We start from the raw sequence: 22,558 nt of genomic DNA on the forward strand, positions 1-22,558 counted from the left end.
TCTCTTTCGTTCATTAAGAATAAATCACTTGTGTTAACATATAAAGTGCGACACCCCAAATGATGAGACCCGAAAACTTATTTAATAATCCGATTGTCTTTCCAGTTGAGTCTATTCTTTTTAGAAATTTCCCCGCTAAAGCTAAGCTTATAAACCAAATCCAAGAAACGATAATAGTTGCCAGTGTGAAAGCCCATTTCTCACTTCCTATGTATTGAATAGAATTTGTTCCAATTACACCGATTGTATCTAAAATTGCATGTGGATTTAATAACGAAACCGACGCAGCGAAAAGGATTTGCTTTTTTAATGGCATACTGTTTTCTTGTTTTATATCGTTAGAAGGGTTACTTCTCCAAATAACAAAGCCCATATATAGGAGAAAGAAAAATCCAATTATGTATAACGTGTTAGTTAACCAAGAAAAAGTAAGGAGTACAAGGGAGACACCCTGCACCGCAATTAATATGAGTAACGTATCACATATAGAGGCAGTTAATACTACAGGAGCTGCCCTCCAAATGTTTGGTTGGCTCGCACCTTGGTTAAAGACGAAAACATTTTGGACACCTAATGGAATGATAAGCCCAAATGCAAGAATGATACCATGAATAATTGCTTCACTCATCATATTACCTCCTATTTAAATTTATTATGATAGTGTATATTGTAAAGAAGAAATGAAAATTTGTATCCATCCATATGGTTGGGGTGGTTACCAACCAAAAAGAATACAAGGTGATATGATGGAAAGATTCGTTTGGAAACCGAATATGTCTCTAGCGACACCCCTGTATAAACAAATAGAAACGTATATAAAAGAAAGAATCGTTAATGGAGAATGGACTGTTGGAACGAAATTACCTTCACAAAGAGATTTGGCACATACATTTGGTGTGAACCGGAGTACAATTGTAATGGCTTTCGATGAACTAGTAGCAAAGGGATACATTGAAGGGAATGGCAGGAAAGGAACAATTGTTGTAAATAATAATGAGAGTGCTTCTACATATGCACCCCCGCCTAATTGGCAGTCCTATGTAGAAACAGGACTTCATTATCCGAACCTTCCTGCTATTCAAGAGATTAATCAAGCTGAATTTTATCCGCATGTAATTCGTTTAGGAACAGGTGAGCTCGCGCCAAGTCTTTTACCTGAAAAAAAGATGAAAGATATTATGAATAAGCTTTTAAAATCGAGCATGATACTTGGGTATGAAGAACCGAAAGGGAATTTCTATTTAAGGAAGAAAATTGCGGACTATTTAAAAGGACATGGTGTATATGTAACTCCTGATTCTATATTAATTGTTTCAGGAGCAATTCAAGCTTTGCAACTTATTTCTATGGGGCTTCTTCCAAAAGGGGCATCGATCTTATTAGAAAAACCATCTTATTTATATTCACTTAATGTTTTTCAATCAGCAGGAATGCGCTTAATTGGAATACCGATGGATGAGAATGGTTTACATCCATCATATATTAAGAAATATAAGAAGCAATTTAATGCATCTATTTTATATACAATCCCGTCTTTTCATAATCCGACGAACTTTAGTATGAACGAAAAGAAACGAATAGAAGTTATGGAAATATGTAACGAAATTGGATTGCCTATTATAGAGGACGCGGTGTATCAAGACTTATGGTTTGATGAACCTGTTTCAAAGCCTTTAAAAGCATATGATAAAAACGGAATTGTACTACATATCGGGAGTATGTCTAAAGTCATTAGTCCAGGATTAAGAATTGGATGGATCGTTGGATCTGAGCCAGTCATTCAAAGATTGGCAGATATAAAAATGCAAACAGATTATGGTTCAAGTTCTATATCCCAACAAATTGCAGCGGAATGGCTTACAGATGGATTGTATGATGAACATTTACAGTTTGTAAGAACTAAGTTGAAAAAGCGCAGAGATTTTATGATACAAATGTTAGAGAAATATTGTCATGATATAGCAACTTGGTATGAACCGTCAGGTGGTTTTTATATTTGGTTACATATGAATGTATCCGTTTCGAACCGTAGCTTATTTGACAAAGCATTGAAAGAAAAGATTTTATTAAATCCAGGTGCTTTGTATGATAGAAGTGCAAATCAATTTTTGCGTCTATCCTATTCATACGCAACGTTAGAAGAAATTGAAATAGGTATCAAAAAACTTGCACAACTAATGACAAAGTAAGAGGGGAACGTAATGAAACAATATGTAATTTGCCAAATTATTAATGGAGAAAAATATTTAGCTGCTTATGCGGAAACGATGCAGGATGCAATTGAAAAAGCAGAATTGTTAGGATTACGAACAGGAAATCGATACACCGTTATTACTGCAGAGGAAGCGGAAGGGTTAACGTATCCTTAAGAAACGTATAATAATGATGCAGAAAGTAAATAAGCCTAGTAATATCATATATTACTAGGCTTATTTTTTTTGAAAGCGTTACGTGTTCTCGTATGAAAAATAATAGTATTATGAGTCAAGTTGACGGAAATAACGATTCGTTTTTCGGTCCTGATTTCCGTTTCTATAGTCATCAATATATTGTCTGAAGTTCCAAGATTGTAAAAACTTATTTGCGGCGTTATAACCAGAATTGTAAAGCCACTCTTTTTCTTCCTTTGTTAACTCAAAGTTTGTACTTGTAATAGACCCAGTCGGAATTGTAATCGTTCTTGCTTTTGATTCTTTATCTAAATGACGTAAATCATGGGCTTGCATCATAGTTTTAAATAGTCCTTTGAACATCGAGATAGGTTCGTTATAGTGAGCAGGATCAGCTTGAATCTCATCTTTTACGAAGTGAAACCCAAAAGTCGGCCAGCGAGGAGAGGAAGGTGAGTCGAAAATCCAAATTGGGTAATTGCTTAAAATCCCTCCATCAACCATATAACAAGGTTGCTTCCATTTTGGAGTTCTCCATTTTACCGGTTCAAAGAAGAAGGGGATTGTACTACTCATTCTTACAGCTTTAGCAATAGAGAAGCGATAATTTAAAAATCCGTAGTTTGGTAAGTCGTCAGGAAAGATAACCATTTTACCATTACTTATATCAGAAGCGATAATTTTAAGCTTATTTAAATCAGGTAAATCAGTAAATAAGTGAACTCCTTTTTTTCGAAGTAATTCTTCAATCCATTCTTCTATAAAAATATTAGAGTAAATACCAAGAGTAGTCCATGCACTTAATCCTTTGCCGATAAACGGAATTCTGTCAATAAAGGTTTTTTTCGTAAATTTATTATAATCAATATCAGTTATAATTGTTTTTAACTCTGAACAAGAATATCCTGCTGCTAGGAGCGCAGCGATAATGGAACCAGCGGATGTTCCAGCTACACGCTCCCATTCATAGCCTTTTTCAGCTAACGCGCAAATTGCCCCTACATGCGCAATTCCGCGTACACCGCCTCCTTCAAAAACACCATCAATTTTCATTAAACATACTTCCTTTCGAATAAAAGATTTGGAAATGGCAAAAAAGCACGTATTGTACGTGCTTTTTTACAATAGTTTTTAAATTTACTAGCAGCCTACAAAGCCGCCCCAACAGCTAGCTCCGATGATGATTAGAAGGATAAATAAAACGATTAGTAAAGCGAAACCTCCATAACCACATCCACCACAACTACCGCCGTAACCGTAACCGCCGCAACTATATCCGTAACCCATGTGGAATTCCTCCTTAAATTAAAAATAAAAATGAACGAGGGGAAAATGTACTGGAAGAAATAATAAACTATCGTGTTTGTAGGAACAATGTATACTATGCTTTTTTAAACTTGTTCGCGTATGATGGAAGAGCCCGTTTTTTGAAGGCTTGTTGTTTTTACAAAGAATGGAGTATAATCTTTGTGCGATGATACAAATAAGTATGTAAATGTAAGGAGAATTTATGAAAAATAAAATTGAAGTATTAATTGATAAATATGGGCTGACACATTTGAAAGAGGAACTTATTCATACTGTATTTCCGTGTGTGAAAGTTGTGCCAAAGCAGGAGGAAACAGTAGCGATAGGTAGTTCGAAAATGGGAGGCGTTCCTGATTTACCAGATTCATTTGAATACCCAATGCAAAAAGGAAATCCGTTACAGTTTATCGCTCAATTTAATTTAAATGATTTACAAAATGTTGGTATGGATCATGATCTTCCTAATACGGGGATGTTATATTTCTTTAGCATTGAAAATTATTTTGAAGAAGATGTGAACCCAACTGAAGCGGGATGTGTACTTTATTATGATGTTCCAGTAGAACAATTACGAAGAGCAGAGGGATTCCGAACGAATTATAGCCAGTGTGCAATTACTTTTGAAGTGACATATAAATTGCCAGAGCTTTTCATTGAAGATGAGTCTGATTCAGATCGATTCTTACAATTGCTTGAAGAACTAATCCCAGACAACTACGATAACCATCAAATGTTTGGTGAGCCATTCTCTGTACAAGATGAAGTATTGCACGAGACTGGACAATATATGGATATAAACCCGCAGCAAATGACGCTTTTACTCCAAATTGATTCAGATACTAAAAATTGTAATATGATGTGGGGAGATTTAGGTATGCTTTATTTCTGCATTGGAAATGAAGACTTAAAAAATCGACGTTTTGAAAATACATGTTGTGTATTACAAACTTGTTAATGAAAAAGGTTGTTCTTGTAAAAAGAACAACCTTTTTACAATGTTAAATATGCATAATCTCATATGACCTATACGAAAAAGTATTGTATACTCTGAAACTATACGACACTTTTTTCGTATAGTTATAGAATGTAAGGAGTGACGAGATGGGAAAGACAAGTAAGTATGTGACAGCTACCCTGCTTTGTTCAACTATAGTAATGGGAGGCTTACACGCGTCATCAGTATCTTATGCAGCTACGAATCCGACTGTAGCGACAACACAATTAGATACAAAGCTATTAAATGATTTCAGAAAAGAATTAAAAAAACAGGTTGATAATCGAGAAGAAAATATTACAATCACATATAAAACGAAAGATAGAAATGCTAGAAATGTTATGGACCAATTGTATGGCGAGTTTAATAAAATTGTAGATGCAGATGAGTATGTAAAATATAATGTAGCCTCTACTAAATATTCTATTAAAGGGTTACCAGGAAACTATACGTTTACACTGCAAGTGAAATATCGTGAATCAAAAGAGCAAACACAATATGTAAAATCGCAGGCAAAAGCAATTATCGGTTCAATTGTAAAACCTGGAATGGATGAGCATGAGAAAGTAAAAGCGATTCATGATTACGTTGTAAAACATGTATCTTATGATACGTCTTATAAAGCGTATACAGCATATGAAGCATTAGCGAATCGTTCTGCCGTTTGCCAAGGATATACGTTATTAACATATGAATTGCTAAAAGAAGCGGGTATCCAAAACCATATTGTAACAGGTACAGGAAATGGACAAGCTCACGCATGGAATATAGTGAACATTGAAAACAAATGGTATCATCTTGATACAACATTCGATGATCCAGTACCGGATAAAGCTGGGCGCGTAACATATTCATATTTTAATATGTCTGATGAGCAATTAAGTAAAGATCACGAATGGGATCGCAGTAAATATCCAGCAGCAACTACAAGTTACTTTGGTGAATTAACAAGCAAAATAAAAGCGGGTAGTTCAAAGACTACTGCATATGAACAAATGTTAAAAGAAACAAACTTAAAATACTTATCTGCACAATACGGGGCAGACAATTACAGTGAATTTAAGAAGAAATTACAGCAACAATTCGCTTCTAAGCCAGAAAAGGTAGAAGTACGATATAAGCAATCTATGGATGGAACAATGCAAGATATAAAGAAAGTGTTAAATGAAATAAATTGGCCAAAAGGTGCAAAGCGTGTATCTTATGAAGTAGCACCTTATAGTGCGATGGCAGATTATTCATTAGCGACAATTACATTTACCTATTAATCAATGAAAAAGAGCATCTGTAAAAGGTGCTCTTTTTATTATGTATCACTTTAAAAAACAGAATTGTGTGATAAAATATAAAAAGGAAGGATGTGGAATCTGAATGAATTTGTTCGAAAGTAATATTTTTACATCGATATATACTTGTTTAGTAATCGGACTTATCGTTTTGTTTTTCCTATCATTTACTTTGTTTGTTAGAAGGTTATTGCAAAATAGCGCTGCAATAAACCAACATGTAATTCATATGAATAAGAAGCTCGAGCGAATTATTGAATTGCTTGAAAAAGATAAGAAATAATGATAGAAGATGTATGAAAAGGGGAAGAGGATGGCTAATTATATAAAAGAATTACGTGAAAAAGTAGGACACGATTGTGTTCTTATAAACTTTGCGGGTGGTTGTGTGTTGAATGAATATGGAGAAGTTTTATTGCAAAAAAGAGGTGACTTTAATGCTTGGGGATTTCCTGGCGGTGCAATGGAAATCGGAGAATCTGCCGCAGAAACTGCGATTCGAGAAATAAAAGAAGAAACAGGCTATGATGTAGAAATAAATGAACTTCTCGGGGTGTATACAAAATATTTTCAAGCGTATCCAAATGGAGACAAAGCCCAGTCCATTTTAATATTCTTTTCATGCTCAATTGCCGGAGGAGAGCAAAAAATAGACGGTGATGAAACGTTAGATTTGAAGTTTTTCCCGCTAAATAAAATGCCACCATTGTTTAATCAACAACATGAGGATTGTTTACAGGACTTACTAGAGAAAAGAGTAGGGGTGTATCGTTAACATAAAAAAGAAGCTAATGAGATTAGCTTCTTTTTTATGTTTTATTTATTTCCACCAATCATCAAACATTGATGCTGGAACTTGTCTTTTATGTTCGCTTACTGCGTAACGTTTTTCAATTTTTTCTGCTACGTCAGCTGGAACTGCTTTACCTTCTAAATAATCATCTAGTTGATCATATGTAATACCTAACTCAGTTTCATCAGCTTGACCTGGTTTTTCATCTAATAAATCAGCTGTTGGCATTTTTAAGTATAGTCGCTCGTCTGCACCTAATTCTTGTAATAGAGCGCGTCCTTGGCGTTTTGTTAATCCTGTTAATGGTAATAGGTCTGCACCACCATCTCCGAATTTTGTAAAGAATCCTGTAACAGCTTCTGCCGCATGATCAGTTCCAATCACAAGTAGCCCTTGTTGACCACCGATTGCGTACTGCGTAACCATACGGATACGTGCTTTCACGTTACCTTTATTGAAATCTGTTAATGCTTCACCTAATACGTTTTCGTATTGATTTGAGAAAGTATCAACTGTTGACGCAATATCAAATGCAACAGATTGGTCAGGTTGAATAAATTGTAATGCTAATTGTGCATCATCTTCGTCTTTTTGCACTTTATAAGGAAGGCGTACGGCGATAAACGTTGTGTTACCACCTTCATTACGAATTTCTTCCACTGCAAGCTGAGCTAAACGTCCAGCTAATGTAGAGTCTTGTCCGCCACTAATGCCAAGTACAAATCCTTTTGCACCTGTTTTTTTTACATAATCTTTTAAGAAATCTACACGTTTACGGATTTCTGCTTTCGGATCAATTACAGGCTGAACATGTAATGCTTTCATAATCTGTTCTTGTAATGTCATTATGTTTTCCTCCTATTCATATTAAAGCGGTAAATAAGTTTATATGTATATTGGTACATACTTCTATCCTTTATTATTTCGCAAAACTAACGAATATACAATAGGATGCGTGTATGAATATGAATGTAGTCATTATAATGAAACTGCTTCGTTTAAGCAATTTTTTTGAAACCTTTCAATAATGTAAGGTTTTTGTCATTTGAATCGATGGAAGGTATTTCCGTACTTTACTAATATTAAGAACATAGTTAGCAGAAGGGCGGAGAAGTAATATGAACATTAGAGAACTCGCATACAGGAATGTAACGCGAAATAGACGAACATACTCAGCATATTTTTTAAGTAGTGCATTTGCAATTATGGCCTTTTTTGTGTACTCATTTTTTGCGTTTCATCCGGCATTAAGCGCTGGAGAATTGGGACAGTATGTTTTCGTAAGTATGTCTTTGGCACAGTCCATTATTTACTTATTTACGTTTTTCTTTATTTTATATTCGATGGGAATGTTTTTAAAAACGAGAAAGCGTGAATTAGGAATTTTAATGATGTTAGGTATGACGAAATATCAATTAAAGCGTCTTATCTTCTTTGAAAATATTATGATTGGGATAGGGGCAATTATTTTTGGGATACTTGCAGGTATGCTATTTTCCGGAATATTACTATTTGTAGCTCCGATGATATTAAAATTAGATATTACTTTAGCTTATTACATACCAATGAAAGCTATTGTTGTAACGAGTATTATGTTTTTCATATTATTTATGATTATTTCATTATTTAGTGCAGGAATGGTTCGTAAAAATAAAATTATGAAATTGTTTAGAGGATCAGCAGAAGCGAAGCCAGAACCGAAAGCATCTATTATTTCTTCTATATTAGCAGTCATATTGATTAGTGCGGGATATGCAGGAGCGCTTCTGTCACATGGTGCAATGGTATTTGTTATGATGATTCCTGTTACAACGGTAGTCATTATTGGTACGTATTTGCTGTACAAGCAGTTAAGTGTCTTTATTATTAGACTATGTAAAAAAAGTAAACGTTTCTATTGGACACAGACAAATATTATTACGTTATCAGATTTAGCTTACCGCATGAGAGACAACGCAAGAATGTTCTTTATTGTAACTATTATTTCAACTGTAGCATTTTCAGCAATCGGTACATTAGTTGGTTTCGCATCAATGACGAAAGGAATTATGGAGAGACCAATTGCGTTTCAGTATCATTCTAAGCAAGGAAATAGTAATGAATCACAGCATTTGAAGATGATTGACGAAGGATTAAAGAAATATAATATAGCAGCTTCTAAAACAAACATTTCAACGAAAAAGACGGAGGAGCAGTCGTTAAGAAGTGCTATTTTCATAAAAGAATCAGATTATGAGAAATATGCGAAGTTAACAGGCGAACCATTTCAAACTGTAGCAAATAAAGAAGCTTTATTTTTGGCGGTGGATATACCAGGCCCACCGATGAAGGATAGAAAAGAAATTACGTTACCAAACACGAATGAAGCTTTAAAAGTGAAAAAAGTTAATACTTCTTCGTTAAGTAAAATACTACGAGGTAACGTTTATGTAATCTCTAAAACTCAGTATGATGCATTACAAGATGGCTTTAAAGAGGAAAAAGATTATGTGTACAAAACAGAAGGAACGAAAGATGAAATTGAAGTTGGTAAAGAACTTACGCATCAGATGAAGACTTATGAAGAACATGCAACGTTTAGTGCAGAAGAGTACGAACAAAACCAAAGTTTACAAATCGCAGGACCAATTTTATTTGTAGGCTTCTTCATTGGTATAGTATTTTTCGTATGTGCAGGAAGCTTCCTTTACTTCCGTTTGTTTTCTGATTTGGAGGATGATACTCGTTTGTTTGAAATGATTCGAAAAGTAGGCTTAACGAGCGGGGAATTATCGAAAGTAGTTACAATCAGGTTGGCACTTTTATTCTTCGTTCCAATAGGTGTTGCAACATTACATGGGGCAGTAGCGTTAACTGCACTGGGACAGATGTTTGAGTACTCACTATTTAAAGAAAATGCGATTGTATTAAGTATTTTCGTAGGAATTCAAGTTGTATATTTCTTACTGATACGATCTCGTTATTTAAAACAACTGAAAGAGAGATTACGTATTCGTTAATTGTGTTATTTTAACTTGAGTACAAAATTTTCCGAAAAGAGACAAGTATTACCAAAAAAGTGATAAAACGGAAAGAGCGAGGTGGAAAAAATAATAGAAAGTAAGGGGGGAGTAATATGAAAGCAACAGGAATTATTCGAAAAGTAGACGAATTAGGACGAATTGTTATTCCTAAAGAGTTACGAGAAGTATTAGGAATCCAAATCAAATCACCACTTGAAATTTTCGTAGAAGAAGAAAAAATCATTTTACAAAAATATCAACCTTACAATGCTTGTCAAATAACAGGTGATGTTTCAGATCAAAACATATCATTAGCAAATGGAAACATTACTGTTAGTATAGATGGAGCGAAACATTTAATAAAAGAAATAGAGAAGTTTTTAAATAAGAGTGAGGCTTAGTCTTAATTTATATTATTTTTAAAATTTCATATCATTCTTTCAAAACTATAAAAGGACCATTAAATCGGTCCTTTTATTTTTGTTATTGGTTGTACCAATCGGATGTTTGGTTCCTAAAAATTACGAGATTAATCAAAGAGTAGTATAAAATTAGTAAGCTATATTGAGAAATATTTTTAAGGAAGGAAAATGAAACGAATAAAACGAATGTTACATTTAAACCTTTTCAAAAGTGGTCTGAAATGAAAATAATATATTTTCAGGAGGGATTACGATGAATAGTAGTACAGCGAATAAACAAAAAGGTATACAATTGATTCCTTTTACAGTAGATAAGGTGGTTGAACAAGTAAATGAAATTCCACCAGGTGTACAACTTATTCATGCTCCACAAGTATGGGAGAAGAGTGCGAAAGGAAAAGATATTGTTGTTGCCGTATTAGATACAGGTTGTGATGTAAATCATATAGATTTAAAGGATCGCATTATCGGTGGAAGAAATTTCACGAAAGATTATGAAGGGGATCCGAATATGTACCTTGATAATAACGGACACGGTACTCATGTAGCGGGGACAATTGCAGCGACTGAAAATGGTGTCGGTGTTTTAGGAGTCGCACCACTTGCTAAAATGCTAGTGTTAAAGGTTTTAGCGGGAGATGGTTCTGGAAGTTATGAGCAAATTATTGAGGCGATTCATTATGCTGTAAATTGGAGGGGACCTAATAAAGAAAGAGTGAGAGTCATTTCAATGTCACTTGGTGGTCCGCAAGATGTTCCAGAATTACATGAAGCAATTCAAAACGCGGTAAAGCAAGATGTTCTCGTCGTATGTGCTGCTGGGAATAATGGAGATTGTAATGATAACACGGAAGAACTAGACTTCCCAGGTGCGTATGCAGAAGTGATTGAAGTCGGTGCTGTCAATTTAGAACGGAAAATCGCATGTTTTAGTAATTCCAATCAAGAAATTGATTTAGTGGCGCCAGGTGATGAAATATTATCTACGTATCCTGAAGGGAAATATGCGGTATTAAGTGGAACTTCTATGGCGACACCGCATATTGCTGGAGCGCTCGCATTGCTCATTAAGCAGTGTGAGAGGGAATATGGTAGAAAGTTATCAGAGCCAGAAATATATGCACAACTTATTAAAAGAACTATACCTTTAGGGTATGAACGTACATCTGAAGGAAATGGATTAATAGATTTATTAAAAGAATAGTAAATACGAAAAAACATCTCATATGAATATGAGATGTTTTTTTGTATGGTTCTGTCGCATATATTGGGGAATCTAGTATTTAATTCTTTTTCGTGAAATGTTGGGCACAGTTATATTTGTTTTTTCTGAAATAGAAGCTATGCATATAATTAAAAAAGAAGAGTTTGATATAAGGAAGTAATTTGTTCAAAATCAGAAAAATTCATCCATTAATTATTACGAATACGTTGTTCGGTGGCGATATCGAAAAAGTGTGCTTTCGCTAAACTAAAAGCTAATGGAAGTGTATCGGTAGCTTTAATCTCGGAACGAGCATTAATTCGCGCAACAAAGTTTTGATTTGAAAGTTTTCCATGAATCATCGTTTCAGCACCTAATAATTCAGCAACTTCTACTGTAATTTCGACTGTGGATTCAGGCGAAGATTGAAGAACGATTGGTTCATCATGAATGTCTTCAGGGCGAATACCGAGTATGATTTTTTGTCCATTATACCCTTTACTCTTTAATGTTTTTAGTTGGCCATCTGGTACTTTAAAGCGAATATTTTCTATATAGAAATAGTTCTCTTGTAATGTCCCGGTAAAGAAATTCATAGCGGGAGAACCAATGAATCCACCAACAAATATGTTTTCAGGCGTATCATATACTTCTTTTGGAGTACCAACTTGCTGGATGAGCCCATCTTTCATAACAACAAGGCGTGATGCCATTGTCATAGCTTCTGTTTGATCATGCGTTACATATATAGTGGTCGTATTTAAACGGCGGTGAAGTTTGGAGATTTCTGAACGCATACTGACGCGTAATTTTGCGTCTAAATTCGATAGAGGTTCGTCCATTAAAAATACTTTTGCGTCACGGACGATAGCTCTTCCTAGTGCAACACGTTGGCGTTGTCCACCTGATAATGCCTTCGGTTTTCGTTGTAAGTAATCTTCAAGCCCTAAGATTTTCGCTGCCTCTGTTACTCGGCGACTAATTTCATCTTTTGGAAGTTTGCGTAGTTTTAAGCCGAACGCGATATTATCATAAACAGTCATATGTGGGTATAGTGCGTAATTTTGAAATACCATCGCAATGTTGCGATCTTTTGGAGCGACATCATTCATACGCTCTCCATCAATATAAAACGAACCATCGGAAATATCTTCTAGACCTGCGATCATGCGTAGAGTTGTTGATTTGCCACATCCCGAAGGACCGACAAATACGATAAACTCTTTATCTTCAATATGTAAATTAAAATCAGAAACAGCAGTGGTTTTATTATCGTAAATTTTAAAAATATGATCTAATACTAGTTCGGTCATATTTATTCACTCCTTTTTGTAATTGATTGAATTATAAGATTATTAAAAGCGTAAGTAAATCGGCATTGTGCACAAAAGAATGAGAGGCTTTTATGCAAGTTTACAGATTTAAGAAACGAAAAAGCAAATGTAGGATGTACTTTCAACTATAGATATGGGATGAAAGTATTACTTCCTCATAGAAAAATATGTTAAAAGGGTTTCAAAGTCATAAAACAATGATGGTATGAGAAAATGAATATTGTAACGTCTTTCAGGAGAATTTTATGAGATATCTAAAGAAAGAAACGCCATATAAACTGCTACTGCACCTTCAAAAGTTTTTATATTAATTCCTGTTTTTTCAATGAATTTATCAATTCGATATTGTAAAGTATTACGATGTAAATATAATTGTTTCGCTGCAAGAGATACATTTAAGTTACATTGGAAGAATACTTTAACGCTATCAATTAGTTCTTTGTCATTTGAAATGTGTGCCAATAATTGATTCGTGTATTTTTTTCTTTCTTCTTTCGGTAATGAAATCATTAATTGATAAGGGAGCAGTTGTTCAATATATGTAATTTTTTTTGATAAATAAGGAGAAAGAATAGAAAATAAATTTCTCTCCCATTGATACAGATAAGCAAATTCAGCTGTTTGCGTATAGCGTCTGCCAATAAAGAAGGATAGGGATATAAAAAAATCTGTTTCTAGTGTATCTAATGCTGTTTGCAATGCAGATTCCGTTATGTTTTCTTCTAAGATGAGGACGCCAGCTTGTGAAGTTTCCCATATCAATGTTGTAGTAAAAGAAAACATAGATTGTAAAGCATCTTGAAATTCTTCTCTTTCTACAATAGATTGTGTTGTGAAGAAGTGTAAAAAACGAACTGATAGTATAGAGATATTGTTATTTTTATATAGTGCTTCATGCCACAATTTTTCTTTTTCTGTTTTATAAAATGTATCAGTCTGAATGGGTGTTAAGATGGATGAAAGTAATTGATGCTCCCTTTGATGTAATCGGATTTTTCGAATCCCGACTTTGTTTCCTTCAACTAAAAACCAGCTATAATCTTCTGACAACACAGCTTCATTGATTTTTATATCCTCACCATAATATGTTTTTAATTGTTGAATCATAGGAACACTCCACTTTCTAAATCTAAAATAATAATAACTACCCTTAAATTTTCGCACTAGAATCTGACATATTTTTGCTAGAATTGATAGCGTTTCTGTATTGTGAAGGAGATAGATTCGTTTCTCGTTTAAATGATTGTGCAAAGAATGATTGGGAAGAAAACCCGGTAATAGTTGAAATGTTAGAAATCGAATAATTGGTAGTTTCTAATAATATTTTACTTTCTCTAATACGAGTTTGAATTAAGTATTCAATAGGCGAAACGCCGACGAATTTCCTGAAAGAATGGGATAGATAATATTTATTTATATGACTAATGCGTGCTAATGTATCTAGGCTAATATTTTCGTGAAAATGCTGCTTAATATAGTTTTTTATAAATTCAATATCTTTATTGATTTTTTGAGTAGATGTTTTTTCTACATTAAAAGATTTTTTCCTCATCATTTTAAGTAGTAATATTTCCAGAATATTTTGTATAATTAAATCGTAATCCTCCTGATGGTTTTCCACTTCTTCGATTAGTTGTTGAAGATAGAAGAGAAAGTTTTTTTGATCCTGGCTATAATTATGGATAGTGACTGGACTAGGATTTTCTATGGATGAAAAGGACAGACCTTGAATACCAAGTGCGATGTATTCGAGAGGGTGATTCATATCAGACTTTTCTGTGTGCTCGATATTTGGGTTGATGATAATCAAATTGTGCTCTTGGACGGGGATTTCTTCTTTGTAAAAGATAAAAGTTCCTTTGCCCTTGGTAATATACAATAGCTCTGTAAAGTGATGCGCATGAATGGTACTATGCCAATCTTTATCGTATTTTGATTTTGTTATATAAAGAAGCTTTACTGGAAGATGGTTTCGTTGAATTTGTGGAATCTCATATACTTCATTGGACAAATGAATCCCTCCTTCGTAGACTTTTTATCTATTTTATAAAGATTTTAGTGGGATATTCAGTAAAAAGCAAGATATCTAAAAAACAGAACAAGATGTTTATTGTGAAAGCGTTGTCTATTTTGTATTCTTTAATTATGAAAGACAGATTAGGAGATGGGGGTAAGATAAAGATGAAAAAAAAGTTATTGTTGTCTGGAATGACAGCTTTGTTATCTCTTAGTTTAATAGCATGTCAGAGTAATACTACAAAAGTTGATAATTCTAAGGAAGGTACAAACTCTAATAAAAAACAAGTTCTTCATGTGGCAGCACTTGAATCGGCTTATGGTAAAGAGATGTGGACCAAAGTGATTGACGCATATGAAGCTGCTAATCCAAAAGTTGATGTTAAATTGACGGTGGACAAAAATCTTGAGGATGTCATAGGATCGAATATGAAAGCGGGAAACTATCCGGATGTTGTGTTGTTGGCAACTGGGAGAAAACAGGCGCTTACAGAAACATTGATTAAAGATAAAGCTTTAGAAGACATTACAGATGTTTTAGATAGGAACGTTTATGGTGAAGAGGTTAAGGTGAAAGATAAGCTAATACCGGGGCTTACAGGTACATTGGCAACTAATCCTTATAACGATGCCAAAACTTACATGGCCCCGATGTTCTATAGTCCAACTGGATTATTTTATAATGCTAGTTTATTAAAGGAAAAAGGTTGGGAAGTACCAAAAACTTGGGATGAAATGTGGACTTTGGGAGATAAAGCGAAAGCAGAAGGAATTTCTTTATTTACTTATCCTACTACTGGTTATTTTGATACATTTTTCTATACTTTATTATTAGGGATGGGGGGACCGGAGTTTTACAATAAAGCTATGAAATATGAAAATGGTATTTGGGAAACCCCTGAAGCAACAAAGATCTTTGAAATTTTCGGAAAATTAGCAAAATATACAGAACCAACAACTGTTGCGAATGCCAATGACAAAGACTATAAGAAAAATCAACAATTGATTCTCGATAATAAGGCGCTGTTCATGCCAAATGGTACATGGGTTGTTGGTGAAATGGAAGAAGCACCTCGATCGAAAGGTTTTGAATGGGGCATGATGACTTTACCAAGCTTTGATGCTAACAGCGACCGATATGCGTTTACTTATTTTGAACAAATGTGGATTCCTTCTGCAGCTAAAAATAAACAAGCTGCTAAAGATTTCTTGACGTTTGTTTATTCGGATAAAGCCGTTGAAAAATTTGCAGAATCCAGTGCGATACAGCCTATCAAAGGCATTTCTAGTAAACTGACAGGTAGTAATAAATTATTCTATGGTATCTATGATAACGGAGCGAAAGTGGGGACAGGTGGATTTGCGGCAACGAAAGCCGTTGAAGGTGTTAGCATGGCAGATACATTATTCAGAACGATAGACAGTGTTATGTCTGGTGATAAAAAAGTGGAAGATTGGCAAAAATCCGTTGAAAAAACGAGTGACCAATTACGGTCTGCATTAAAATAAAATAGTTTTTTAGTTTTCACTACGTACAATGGTGAATCGCTAGTCTCACCATTGTACTTATTAACTGAGGTGATGGCAATCTTATTTGCCACTTTGTTAACGAGAGAAAAAATAAAAGGTAAAAGTTTCTTTCAAATTATTTTTTATCTCCCTAATATTTTATCCGTTGTAGTTATCGCGGGAATATTTTCTGCAGTTTATGATCCGACTACAGGATTGTTAAATAATATACTTGCTTTATTTAACCTTGAAAACCTTCAAAAGATGTGGCTCGGTAATCAAAAGATTGCCATTTACAGCATTGGCGGGGCACTCATTTGGCAAGCGATTGGTTATTATATGGTCATGTATATGGCGGCAATGGCAAGTATTCCGGAAAGTTTTTATGAAGCATCTGCTTTGGAAGGTGCTGGACGGATCAGACAATTTTTTAGTATTACGTTACCGTTAATTTGGAATAACATTCGGACGACGTTAACTTTCTTCGTTATTAGTACGATTAATTTAAGTTTTCTACTCGTTCAAGCGATGACTGGCGGGGGACCTGACGGATCGACGGAAGTGTTTTTAAGCTACATGTATAAGCAGGCTTACACTAATTCTTCTTACGGTTACGGTATGGCTATTGGGGTGGTCATTTTCCTATTCTCATTCGCATTATCTGCAATTATAAGCGGTGTCACTAAAAGGGAAGTGTTGGAGTATTAAGGAGGTCCAAAATGATGGAAACACAAAAAAAGATGACTACAGAAACAGCTTATCGAGATCCAAAAATGATGGAAACCGAAAAAGAAATGATTGTAGAAGCAGTTTATAAAGCCCCAAAAATAGTTAAGCCCCAAAAAGGTATGACTACAGAAGTAATATATCGTTGTTTTATATATGTAGCACTGATTACGTTAGCAATTTCTATTATTATTCCTGTTGCATGGGTTTTCATAGCATCAGTGAAGCAAAATTCGGAATTTTACGGAAGTCCTTGGGCCATACCGAAAAGTTTCTATTTTCAAAACTTTATCGATGCTTTTCAAAAAGCAAACATGGGTACCTATATGTTGAATTCAGTCATGGTAACTACATTGGCTCTGCTCATTTTATTGATTGTGGCCTTACCGGCAGCCTATGTGTTGGCAAGGTATACCTTTAGAGGAAGCAAGTTAATAAATACTTTTTTTAAAGCTGGATTGTTCATCAATGTGAACTACATTGTTGTTCCAATTTTCTTGATGTTATTGGACGGAGATACCTTTTTACGAGGTCAATTGGGTGATGGATTTCTACTAGACAATTTATTTGTTTTAGCTGTGGTATATGCGGCGACGGCGTTACCATTTACCATTTACTTGCTGTCTAGTTTTTTTCAATCACTTCCATCTACGTATGAAGAAGCGGCGTTGGTCGATGGTGCAGGATATTTCAAAACAATGATTTCAGTCATGATTCCGATAGCTCGTCCAAGTATTATTGCTGTCATTTTATTTAATTTTCTTGCCTTTTGGAACGAATACATTATTGCCTTAACATTAATCCCAGGGCCGAATAAAACGTTACCTGTTGGGTTAATGAACTTGATGGCAGCTCAGAAATCGGCTGCGAACTATGGTCAAATGTATGCAGGAATGGTTCTCGTCATGCTGCCAACTTTGATTTTATACATCATTGTTCAAAAAAAATTAACACAAGGAATGTCCCTTGGTGGTTTAAAGGATTAAAGGAGGATTTACATGAAAAAGAAAAAAGGCCGTGTTACTTTACCGAGTGAAGAAAATTTTCTTAAGGAAACAAAAGAATTGATGGAACGATGGGGTGCGGATGCGATTCGCGATAGTGATGGAACGAAACTAGACGATGATATTAAACAATTAGATGCGAAAATTTATACGACCTATTTTGTTGCTCGAGCTCACAATGAGTTTGCAGAGAAGCACATGGATGAATGCCAGCAACTTTATTTAATGAGCTTGTTCAATACAGCGATTACTGACACCATTGAAATTGATTTTATGAAAGGCTACTTTGAGGAACAATTAAAGCCGGATTACATTCACAGTCCTAAAAAATACTGGGAGGTTATCGATCGGACGACAGGAGAAATTGTTGACGTTAATGATTGGGAAGTAAACGAAGAGAAAAATTGTGTCTTGATTACGAATGCGATTCCTTGGCATGAATACACGGTTTCATTCCTAGTCTATGCGATTTGGGATCCAACACAAATGTACAATCATATTACTAATAATTGGGGTGATAAGCCACATGATATCCCTTTTGATGTCAGGCAGCCACATTCCAATGAATTTATGAAAACCTATTTAAAACAATGGCTGACAGAAAATCCGGATACAGATGTGGTTAGGTTCACAACGTTTTTCTATCATTTTACCCTGGTGTTCAATAATCTTGGCAAAGAGAAATTTGTCGATTGGTTCGGATATGGTGCTAGTGTTTCAGTTGCTGCTTTGGATGCTTTTCAAAAAGAAAAGGGTTATCGCTTAAGACCAGAGGACATTGTTGATCAAGGTTATTATAATACTTCGTTTCGAATTCCAACTACCGCATTTTTAGATTATATAGATTTTGTTCATAAGTTCGTTGCTGAAGAAGCAAAGAAACTTGTGGATATTGTCCATGAAAGTGGAAAAGAAGCAATGATGTTCCTTGGTGATAACTGGATTGGTACAGAACCATATGGGAAATACTTTGAAAATATCGGATTGGACGCAGTTGTAGGCAGTGTGGGCGGCGGAGCTACATTACGTATGATTGCAGATATACCACATGTTCGTTACACAGAAGGGCGTTTCTTACCTTATTTCTTCCCGGACACTTTTTACGAAGGTAACAACCCGACGATTGAAGCGAATGAAAACTGGTTAACGGCACGCAGAGCGTTATTACGGAACCCTGTTGATCGTATCGGCTATGGCGGTTATTTAAGTCTAGCTTATCAATTCCCGGAATTTATCTCCTATATTGAAAAAGTTACCGAGGAATTTCGTGAAATTCATGACACGATTAAAGGTGTTCAACCATATAGCGGTCTTAAAGTTGCAATTTTGAATTCTTGGGGCAAGTTGAGAACTTGGCAAACACATATGGTTGCTCACGCTCTATGGTATAAACAAATTTATTCTTATTTAGGTGTTTTGGAATCTTTGAGTGGGGCTGCTGTGGAAGTTTCGTTCATTAGTTTTGATGATGTCATTAACGAGGGGATACCTGAGGATATTGACGTTATCATTAATGCCGGTGATGTAGGCACAGCTTTCTCAGGAGGGGCTAATTGGATTAATGAAAAGTTAGTCACTACAATTAGGGCCTGGATGTATAACGGTGGAGGTTTCATAGGTATTGGCGAACCGACAGCCTATCAGCATGAAGGACATTATTTTCAATTGGCGAACGTCTTAGGTGTTGACAAAGAATTAGGATTTAGCTTATCAACAGATAAATATTTTATTAATCCTGTTGAAAATCACTTTATTTCTGCTGACAGCACTCAATTTGATTTTGGTGAAGGAATGAAAAACATTTATGCGTTATCAGATAAAACTGAAATAATCGAATATTCAAATGGAGAAGTCCATCTTTCTAGTCATCCGTTCGGAGAAGGCAGAGCTGTCTATATAGCGGGGATGCCATACAGCGAAGAAAATACACGTCTGTTAATGCGTGCGTTATACTATGCTGCCAATAAAGAAGGAGAATTCCAAAAGTATCATGCGAGCAACATTTATTGTGAAGTTCATGCATATCCATCTATTCAAAAAATGGCGATTGTAAACAATTCAATGATCGAACAAACAACGGCTGTCTACGACGGACAAGGAAACAGGAAAGAAGTGACGTTGGTACCTAGTGAAATCAGATGGGAGGATTTTTCGAATGAAGGCTAATATTTTATTCATTATTAAAATTGTTGTGTTTATCGTATGCCTGTCTTTAATTATCATCTACCAAAAGACAGCTGGCAAATTCGAATTAAGTATGATGTTGATTGGATTAGCTGGTCTCTTAGGGCTACTTTATGACTACAATCGGAAATACGTATAAATCAATTAGGGCAAGTGAATTGATCAAGGAATCGCACATATATGTTCAACTATAACAATTATAGAAAATTACTCAATACGTCAAATACAAACCTAGGGGTGCGGACAAATGAAAAAGGCAGTCGGCATTGATATTGGGGGAACGAAGATTGCAGCGGGAGTCATTTCTGACACAGGTGAACTGCTTGAACGTGTGGAAATCAAAAGTGATCCTTCAGACCGGGAAAAAATGTTTTGTAGAGTTGTAGAAGCTGTGGAACAAGTTCTCAGAAAATCATCGATTTCCATCGCTGATATCGAGGGTATTGGCGTTGGGGTACCGGGAAAAGTGGATTTTGAGAAGGGAATTGCCATTTTTCAAAACAACTTACCTTGGAAGCAGTTTCCTATTTTGGTCCGTTTGCAAGAGAAATTTGGTGTTCAGCGAATTACGATTGACAATGACGTCTATATGGGCGGCTTATGCCGAATGGAGAGCAGCACATGTAAAAGAGGATGAAACCTTTGTCTATGTGACTATAAGTACGGGAATATCTTGTTCTATCATTCATAAAGGCTCATTTTTTAGGGGGGCAGGATTTGCTGGAGAACTGGGGTTGATTCCTGTCCTCTCGAGAGGGGGCAATGAACGATTGGAAAAAATTGCTACTGGGCCAGGGATTCAGAGAATAGCCGAAAGGGACTTACAGGTAGATACGATTTCAACAAAGGATGTTTTTGCTAGTTATATAAATGGGGTACCAGAATATCAGTCTATCATCAATGAGGTAACTGATTATTTAGCTCAAGGTCTTTATAAGATTTCCTGTTTATTAGATCCGCATAAAATGGTTTTTGGTGGCAGTGTCATTGTGAAAAATCCATTTTTACTGGAGTTGATTAAAGAGAATCTGAAAAGGTTTCAGCTTCCAGAGCAACAACATCTTTTTGAGCAGATGAGCATCAGTACATTGGCGCAAAATAATGGAGTTACTGGTGCAGGCTTACGAGTATTTGAAGGTATGCAATGAGGTGGCGCCGGTCTTCTTTTATGGAGAGAATGATGGCAAATAGGTAGAGGAGTGGACGAATATGTTTACATTAAGTCAAGAAAACTTAGCTTCGTTAGGTGCATCGATAACAACAGCGGAAATAAGAAGGCAGCCTGATTTATGGGCTGAAACCTTTGCTTTGTATATGGAGAAAAGCGAGGGAATAGAAGAGTTTTTGAAAAAAATAGTAACGAAACACAACCGGGTTCGAGTTGTTTTTACAGGCGCTGGAACGTCTGCCTATGTCGGTGATACAGTCACCCCTTATTTAATAGAAAAAGCCGATGAACAACAGTGGGAAGTACTAAGCATTCCGACAACAACGTTAGTTTCAAATCCTTACCAATTTTTCAAAAAGGATTTTCCGACTTTACTCGTTTCATTTGCTAGAAGCGGAAACAGTCCGGAAAGTGTTGCTGCTGTACAATTAGCTGAGCAAATAGTAACGGATTTGTATCAAATAACGATTACTTGTGCGAAAGACGGTAAATTAGCCAAACGGGCCGTGAATAATGAAAAGAATTTATTGCTATTGATGCCTGAAAAATCAAATGATCAAGGATTTGCAATGACAGGAAGTTATACTTGCATGGCGTTAACGGCATTACTCGTTTTTGATTCTATATCGACAGAAGAAAAATCGAAGATAGTGAAAAAAATCCATCAAATGGGTGAAAGTGTCATTCAAAGAGAAGCGGTCATTCAAAAGATAGTAGATTTTGATTTTGATCGAATTATTTACTTGGGCTCTGGTAGTTTAGAAGGCCTTGCGAAAGAATCACAATTAAAAATATTAGAACTGACAGCTGGGAAAATTGTTACCGCATTTGATTCATCACTCGGATTCCGACACGGTCCAAAATCATTTGTAAACGAAAAATCATTAGTTTTCGTGTTTGTTTCTAACCATCCTTATACACGTCAATATGATTTAGATATGTTAAAAGAAATGCAGCAGGATGACATTGCCAGTTATATTTGTGCCATCGAGGTTGAGGGAGAAACTAAGTATGCTGGGAACAGATTTGTATTCGGCAGCGAGGTTCAGTCTGTACCAGATGCCTACTTAGCTTTACCTTTTGTCATGATTGGGCAAACAGTCTCTCTGTTAGCTTCAGTAAAAGTAGGCAATACACCGGATACACCTTCACCGACAGGAACCGTAAACCGTGTCGTTAAAGGTGTTACGATCTACGAATATGAGTAACTAGGATAGG

At 35.4% G+C, this 22,558-nt stretch carries 21 protein-coding genes and 2 pseudogenes; 16 read left to right on the forward strand and 7 right to left on the reverse strand.

What is annotated here, in order from left to right; translation table 11 throughout:
- Positions 1-13: 13 nt before the first annotated feature.
- The gene (locus PDL00_RS07715; protein WP_242254352.1) at positions 14-628 is read right to left on the reverse strand and encodes a LysE/ArgO family amino acid transporter; all 615 of its coding nucleotides are present in this window, start codon (positions 626-628) and stop codon (positions 14-16) included.
- A 118-nt stretch (positions 629-746) separates the two neighbouring features.
- On the opposite strand from PDL00_RS07715, the gene PDL00_RS07720 reads away from it, so the two are divergent.
- Complete coding sequence (locus PDL00_RS07720; protein ID WP_270728801.1) at positions 747-2,189, forward strand: aminotransferase-like domain-containing protein; 1,443 nt, start codon at positions 747-749, stop codon at positions 2,187-2,189.
- A gap of 12 nt (positions 2,190-2,201) precedes the next feature.
- The gene (locus tag PDL00_RS07725; RefSeq protein WP_061676491.1) at positions 2,202-2,369 is read left to right on the forward strand and encodes a DUF3933 family protein; all 168 of its coding nucleotides are present in this window, start codon (positions 2,202-2,204) and stop codon (positions 2,367-2,369) included.
- A 108-nt stretch (positions 2,370-2,477) separates the two neighbouring features.
- Here the strand turns inward: PDL00_RS07725 and PDL00_RS07730 are convergent, their stop codons facing one another.
- Complete coding sequence (locus PDL00_RS07730; RefSeq protein ID WP_073518656.1) at positions 2,478-3,443, reverse strand: patatin-like phospholipase family protein; 966 nt, start codon at positions 3,441-3,443, stop codon at positions 2,478-2,480.
- An 87-nt stretch (positions 3,444-3,530) separates the two neighbouring features.
- Positions 3,531-3,677, reverse strand: a complete 147-nt coding sequence (locus PDL00_RS07735; protein WP_000540425.1) for a YjcZ family sporulation protein — start codon at positions 3,675-3,677, stop codon at positions 3,531-3,533.
- A gap of 223 nt (positions 3,678-3,900) precedes the next feature.
- Between PDL00_RS07735 and PDL00_RS07740 the strand changes: the two genes are divergently transcribed.
- From PDL00_RS07740 to PDL00_RS07755, 4 genes are all read left to right on the forward strand, one after another.
- Entirely contained in the window at positions 3,901-4,653 is a 753-nt protein-coding gene (locus tag PDL00_RS07740) for a YwqG family protein (protein ID WP_242254354.1), read from the forward strand.
- A gap of 146 nt (positions 4,654-4,799) precedes the next feature.
- On the forward strand, positions 4,800-5,960 hold the full coding sequence (locus tag PDL00_RS07745; RefSeq protein ID WP_242254356.1) for a transglutaminase domain-containing protein: 1,161 nt from the start codon (positions 4,800-4,802) through the stop codon (positions 5,958-5,960).
- Positions 5,961-6,063: 103 nt separating this feature from the next.
- On the forward strand, positions 6,064-6,261 hold the full coding sequence (locus PDL00_RS07750) for a DUF4083 domain-containing protein (protein ID WP_242254358.1): 198 nt from the start codon (positions 6,064-6,066) through the stop codon (positions 6,259-6,261).
- Between the two features lie 30 nt (positions 6,262-6,291).
- Positions 6,292-6,753, forward strand: a complete 462-nt coding sequence (locus PDL00_RS07755; RefSeq protein ID WP_242254359.1) for an NUDIX hydrolase — start codon at positions 6,292-6,294, stop codon at positions 6,751-6,753.
- A gap of 45 nt (positions 6,754-6,798) precedes the next feature.
- Here the strand turns inward: PDL00_RS07755 and nadE are convergent, their stop codons facing one another.
- Complete coding sequence (gene nadE, locus PDL00_RS07760) at positions 6,799-7,617, reverse strand: ammonia-dependent NAD(+) synthetase (protein ID WP_242254360.1); 819 nt, start codon at positions 7,615-7,617, stop codon at positions 6,799-6,801.
- Positions 7,618-7,889: 272 nt separating this feature from the next.
- On the opposite strand from nadE, the gene PDL00_RS07765 reads away from it, so the two are divergent.
- From PDL00_RS07765 to PDL00_RS07775, 3 genes are all read left to right on the forward strand, one after another.
- Positions 7,890-9,770, forward strand: a complete 1,881-nt coding sequence (locus tag PDL00_RS07765; RefSeq protein WP_270728192.1) for an FtsX-like permease family protein — start codon at positions 7,890-7,892, stop codon at positions 9,768-9,770.
- A gap of 116 nt (positions 9,771-9,886) precedes the next feature.
- Positions 9,887-10,174: an AbrB/MazE/SpoVT family DNA-binding domain-containing protein gene (locus PDL00_RS07770; RefSeq protein ID WP_000648284.1), complete on the forward strand. Its 288-nt coding sequence runs from the start codon at positions 9,887-9,889 to the stop codon at positions 10,172-10,174.
- Between the two features lie 274 nt (positions 10,175-10,448).
- Entirely contained in the window at positions 10,449-11,399 is a 951-nt protein-coding gene (locus PDL00_RS07775; RefSeq protein ID WP_242254362.1) for a serine protease, read from the forward strand.
- Positions 11,400-11,608: 209 nt separating this feature from the next.
- On the opposite strand, the gene PDL00_RS07780 is transcribed toward PDL00_RS07775, so the two are convergent.
- The 3 genes from PDL00_RS07780 to PDL00_RS07790 form a co-directional block, all read right to left on the reverse strand.
- Entirely contained in the window at positions 11,609-12,712 is a 1,104-nt protein-coding gene (locus PDL00_RS07780) for an ABC transporter ATP-binding protein (protein ID WP_242254363.1), read from the reverse strand.
- A 264-nt stretch (positions 12,713-12,976) separates the two neighbouring features.
- Entirely contained in the window at positions 12,977-13,840 is an 864-nt protein-coding gene (locus PDL00_RS07785) for a PucR family transcriptional regulator (RefSeq protein ID WP_242254364.1), read from the reverse strand.
- A gap of 43 nt (positions 13,841-13,883) precedes the next feature.
- Complete coding sequence (locus PDL00_RS07790; protein WP_242254365.1) at positions 13,884-14,744, reverse strand: AraC family transcriptional regulator; 861 nt, start codon at positions 14,742-14,744, stop codon at positions 13,884-13,886.
- A gap of 170 nt (positions 14,745-14,914) precedes the next feature.
- Between PDL00_RS07790 and PDL00_RS07795 the strand changes: the two genes are divergently transcribed.
- The 7 genes and pseudogenes from PDL00_RS07795 to PDL00_RS07825 all read left to right on the forward strand — a co-directional run bounded on the left by PDL00_RS07795 (position 14,915) and on the right by PDL00_RS07825 (position 22,548).
- On the forward strand, positions 14,915-16,258 hold the full coding sequence (locus PDL00_RS07795) for a carbohydrate ABC transporter substrate-binding protein (protein WP_270728198.1): 1,344 nt from the start codon (positions 14,915-14,917) through the stop codon (positions 16,256-16,258).
- A gap of 57 nt (positions 16,259-16,315) precedes the next feature.
- Positions 16,316-16,966 (forward strand): annotated as a pseudogene (locus PDL00_RS07800) (carbohydrate ABC transporter permease); the annotation flags it as partial.
- Positions 16,967-16,980: 14 nt separating this feature from the next.
- Positions 16,981-17,970 carry a carbohydrate ABC transporter permease gene (locus tag PDL00_RS07805; RefSeq protein WP_242254368.1) on the forward strand — a complete coding sequence of 330 codons (990 nt, stop codon included), beginning with the start codon at positions 16,981-16,983 and terminating at the stop codon, positions 17,968-17,970.
- A 12-nt stretch (positions 17,971-17,982) separates the two neighbouring features.
- Positions 17,983-20,154 (forward strand): 1,3-beta-galactosyl-N-acetylhexosamine phosphorylase, encoded by a 2,172-nt coding sequence (gene gnpA / locus PDL00_RS07810; RefSeq protein ID WP_242254371.1) that lies wholly within the window; start codon positions 17,983-17,985, stop codon positions 20,152-20,154.
- Positions 20,144-20,311 (forward strand): DUF6903 family protein, encoded by a 168-nt coding sequence (locus tag PDL00_RS07815; protein WP_242254373.1) that lies wholly within the window; start codon positions 20,144-20,146, stop codon positions 20,309-20,311. Before gnpA ends, PDL00_RS07815 begins: the two co-directional genes overlap by 11 nt.
- Before the next feature lie 108 nt (positions 20,312-20,419).
- A pseudogene (locus PDL00_RS07820) lies at positions 20,420-21,320 on the forward strand (ROK family protein).
- 61 nt (positions 21,321-21,381) lie between these two features.
- The gene (locus PDL00_RS07825; RefSeq protein WP_242254377.1) at positions 21,382-22,548 is read left to right on the forward strand and encodes an SIS domain-containing protein; all 1,167 of its coding nucleotides are present in this window, start codon (positions 21,382-21,384) and stop codon (positions 22,546-22,548) included.
- The last annotated feature ends 10 nt before the right edge of the window (positions 22,549-22,558 follow it).

Source organism: Bacillus cereus group sp. TH152-1LC, assembly GCF_027710505.1.
GTDB classification, from domain to species: domain Bacteria; phylum Bacillota; class Bacilli; order Bacillales; family Bacillaceae_G; genus Bacillus_A; species Bacillus_A mobilis.

Excerpts from the sequence above, each read along its gene's own strand:
- PDL00_RS07755 (WP_242254359.1), top strand. The coding sequence starts at position 6,292 with ATGGCTAATTATATAAAAGAATTACGTGAAAAAGTAGGACACGATTGT.
- PDL00_RS07720 (WP_270728801.1), top strand. The coding sequence starts at position 747 with ATGGAAAGATTCGTTTGGAAACCGAATATGTCTCTAGCGACACCCCTG.
- nadE (WP_242254360.1), bottom strand. The coding sequence starts at position 7,617 with ATGACATTACAAGAACAGATTATGAAAGCATTACATGTTCAGCCTGTA.
- PDL00_RS07785 (WP_242254364.1), bottom strand. The coding sequence starts at position 13,840 with ATGATTCAACAATTAAAAACATATTATGGTGAGGATATAAAAATCAAT.
- PDL00_RS07765 (WP_270728192.1), top strand. The coding sequence starts at position 7,890 with ATGAACATTAGAGAACTCGCATACAGGAATGTAACGCGAAATAGACGA.
- PDL00_RS07740 (WP_242254354.1), top strand. The coding sequence starts at position 3,901 with ATGAAAAATAAAATTGAAGTATTAATTGATAAATATGGGCTGACACAT.
- PDL00_RS07805 (WP_242254368.1), top strand. The coding sequence starts at position 16,981 with ATGGAAACACAAAAAAAGATGACTACAGAAACAGCTTATCGAGATCCA.
- PDL00_RS07730 (WP_073518656.1), bottom strand. The coding sequence starts at position 3,443 with ATGAAAATTGATGGTGTTTTTGAAGGAGGCGGTGTACGCGGAATTGCG.
- PDL00_RS07795 (WP_270728198.1), top strand. The coding sequence starts at position 14,915 with ATGAAAAAAAAGTTATTGTTGTCTGGAATGACAGCTTTGTTATCTCTT.
- PDL00_RS07780 (WP_242254363.1), bottom strand. The coding sequence starts at position 12,712 with ATGACCGAACTAGTATTAGATCATATTTTTAAAATTTACGATAATAAA.
- PDL00_RS07825 (WP_242254377.1), top strand. The coding sequence starts at position 21,382 with ATGTTTACATTAAGTCAAGAAAACTTAGCTTCGTTAGGTGCATCGATA.
- PDL00_RS07715 (WP_242254352.1), bottom strand. The coding sequence starts at position 628 with ATGAGTGAAGCAATTATTCATGGTATCATTCTTGCATTTGGGCTTATC.
- PDL00_RS07775 (WP_242254362.1), top strand. The coding sequence starts at position 10,449 with ATGAATAGTAGTACAGCGAATAAACAAAAAGGTATACAATTGATTCCT.
- PDL00_RS07770 (WP_000648284.1), top strand. The coding sequence starts at position 9,887 with ATGAAAGCAACAGGAATTATTCGAAAAGTAGACGAATTAGGACGAATT.
- PDL00_RS07815 (WP_242254373.1), top strand. The coding sequence starts at position 20,144 with ATGAAGGCTAATATTTTATTCATTATTAAAATTGTTGTGTTTATCGTA.
- PDL00_RS07750 (WP_242254358.1), top strand. The coding sequence starts at position 6,064 with ATGAATTTGTTCGAAAGTAATATTTTTACATCGATATATACTTGTTTA.
- PDL00_RS07725 (WP_061676491.1), top strand. The coding sequence starts at position 2,202 with ATGAAACAATATGTAATTTGCCAAATTATTAATGGAGAAAAATATTTA.
- PDL00_RS07745 (WP_242254356.1), top strand. The coding sequence starts at position 4,800 with ATGGGAAAGACAAGTAAGTATGTGACAGCTACCCTGCTTTGTTCAACT.
- gnpA (WP_242254371.1), top strand. The coding sequence starts at position 17,983 with ATGAAAAAGAAAAAAGGCCGTGTTACTTTACCGAGTGAAGAAAATTTT.
- PDL00_RS07735 (WP_000540425.1), bottom strand. The coding sequence starts at position 3,677 with ATGGGTTACGGATATAGTTGCGGCGGTTACGGTTACGGCGGTAGTTGT.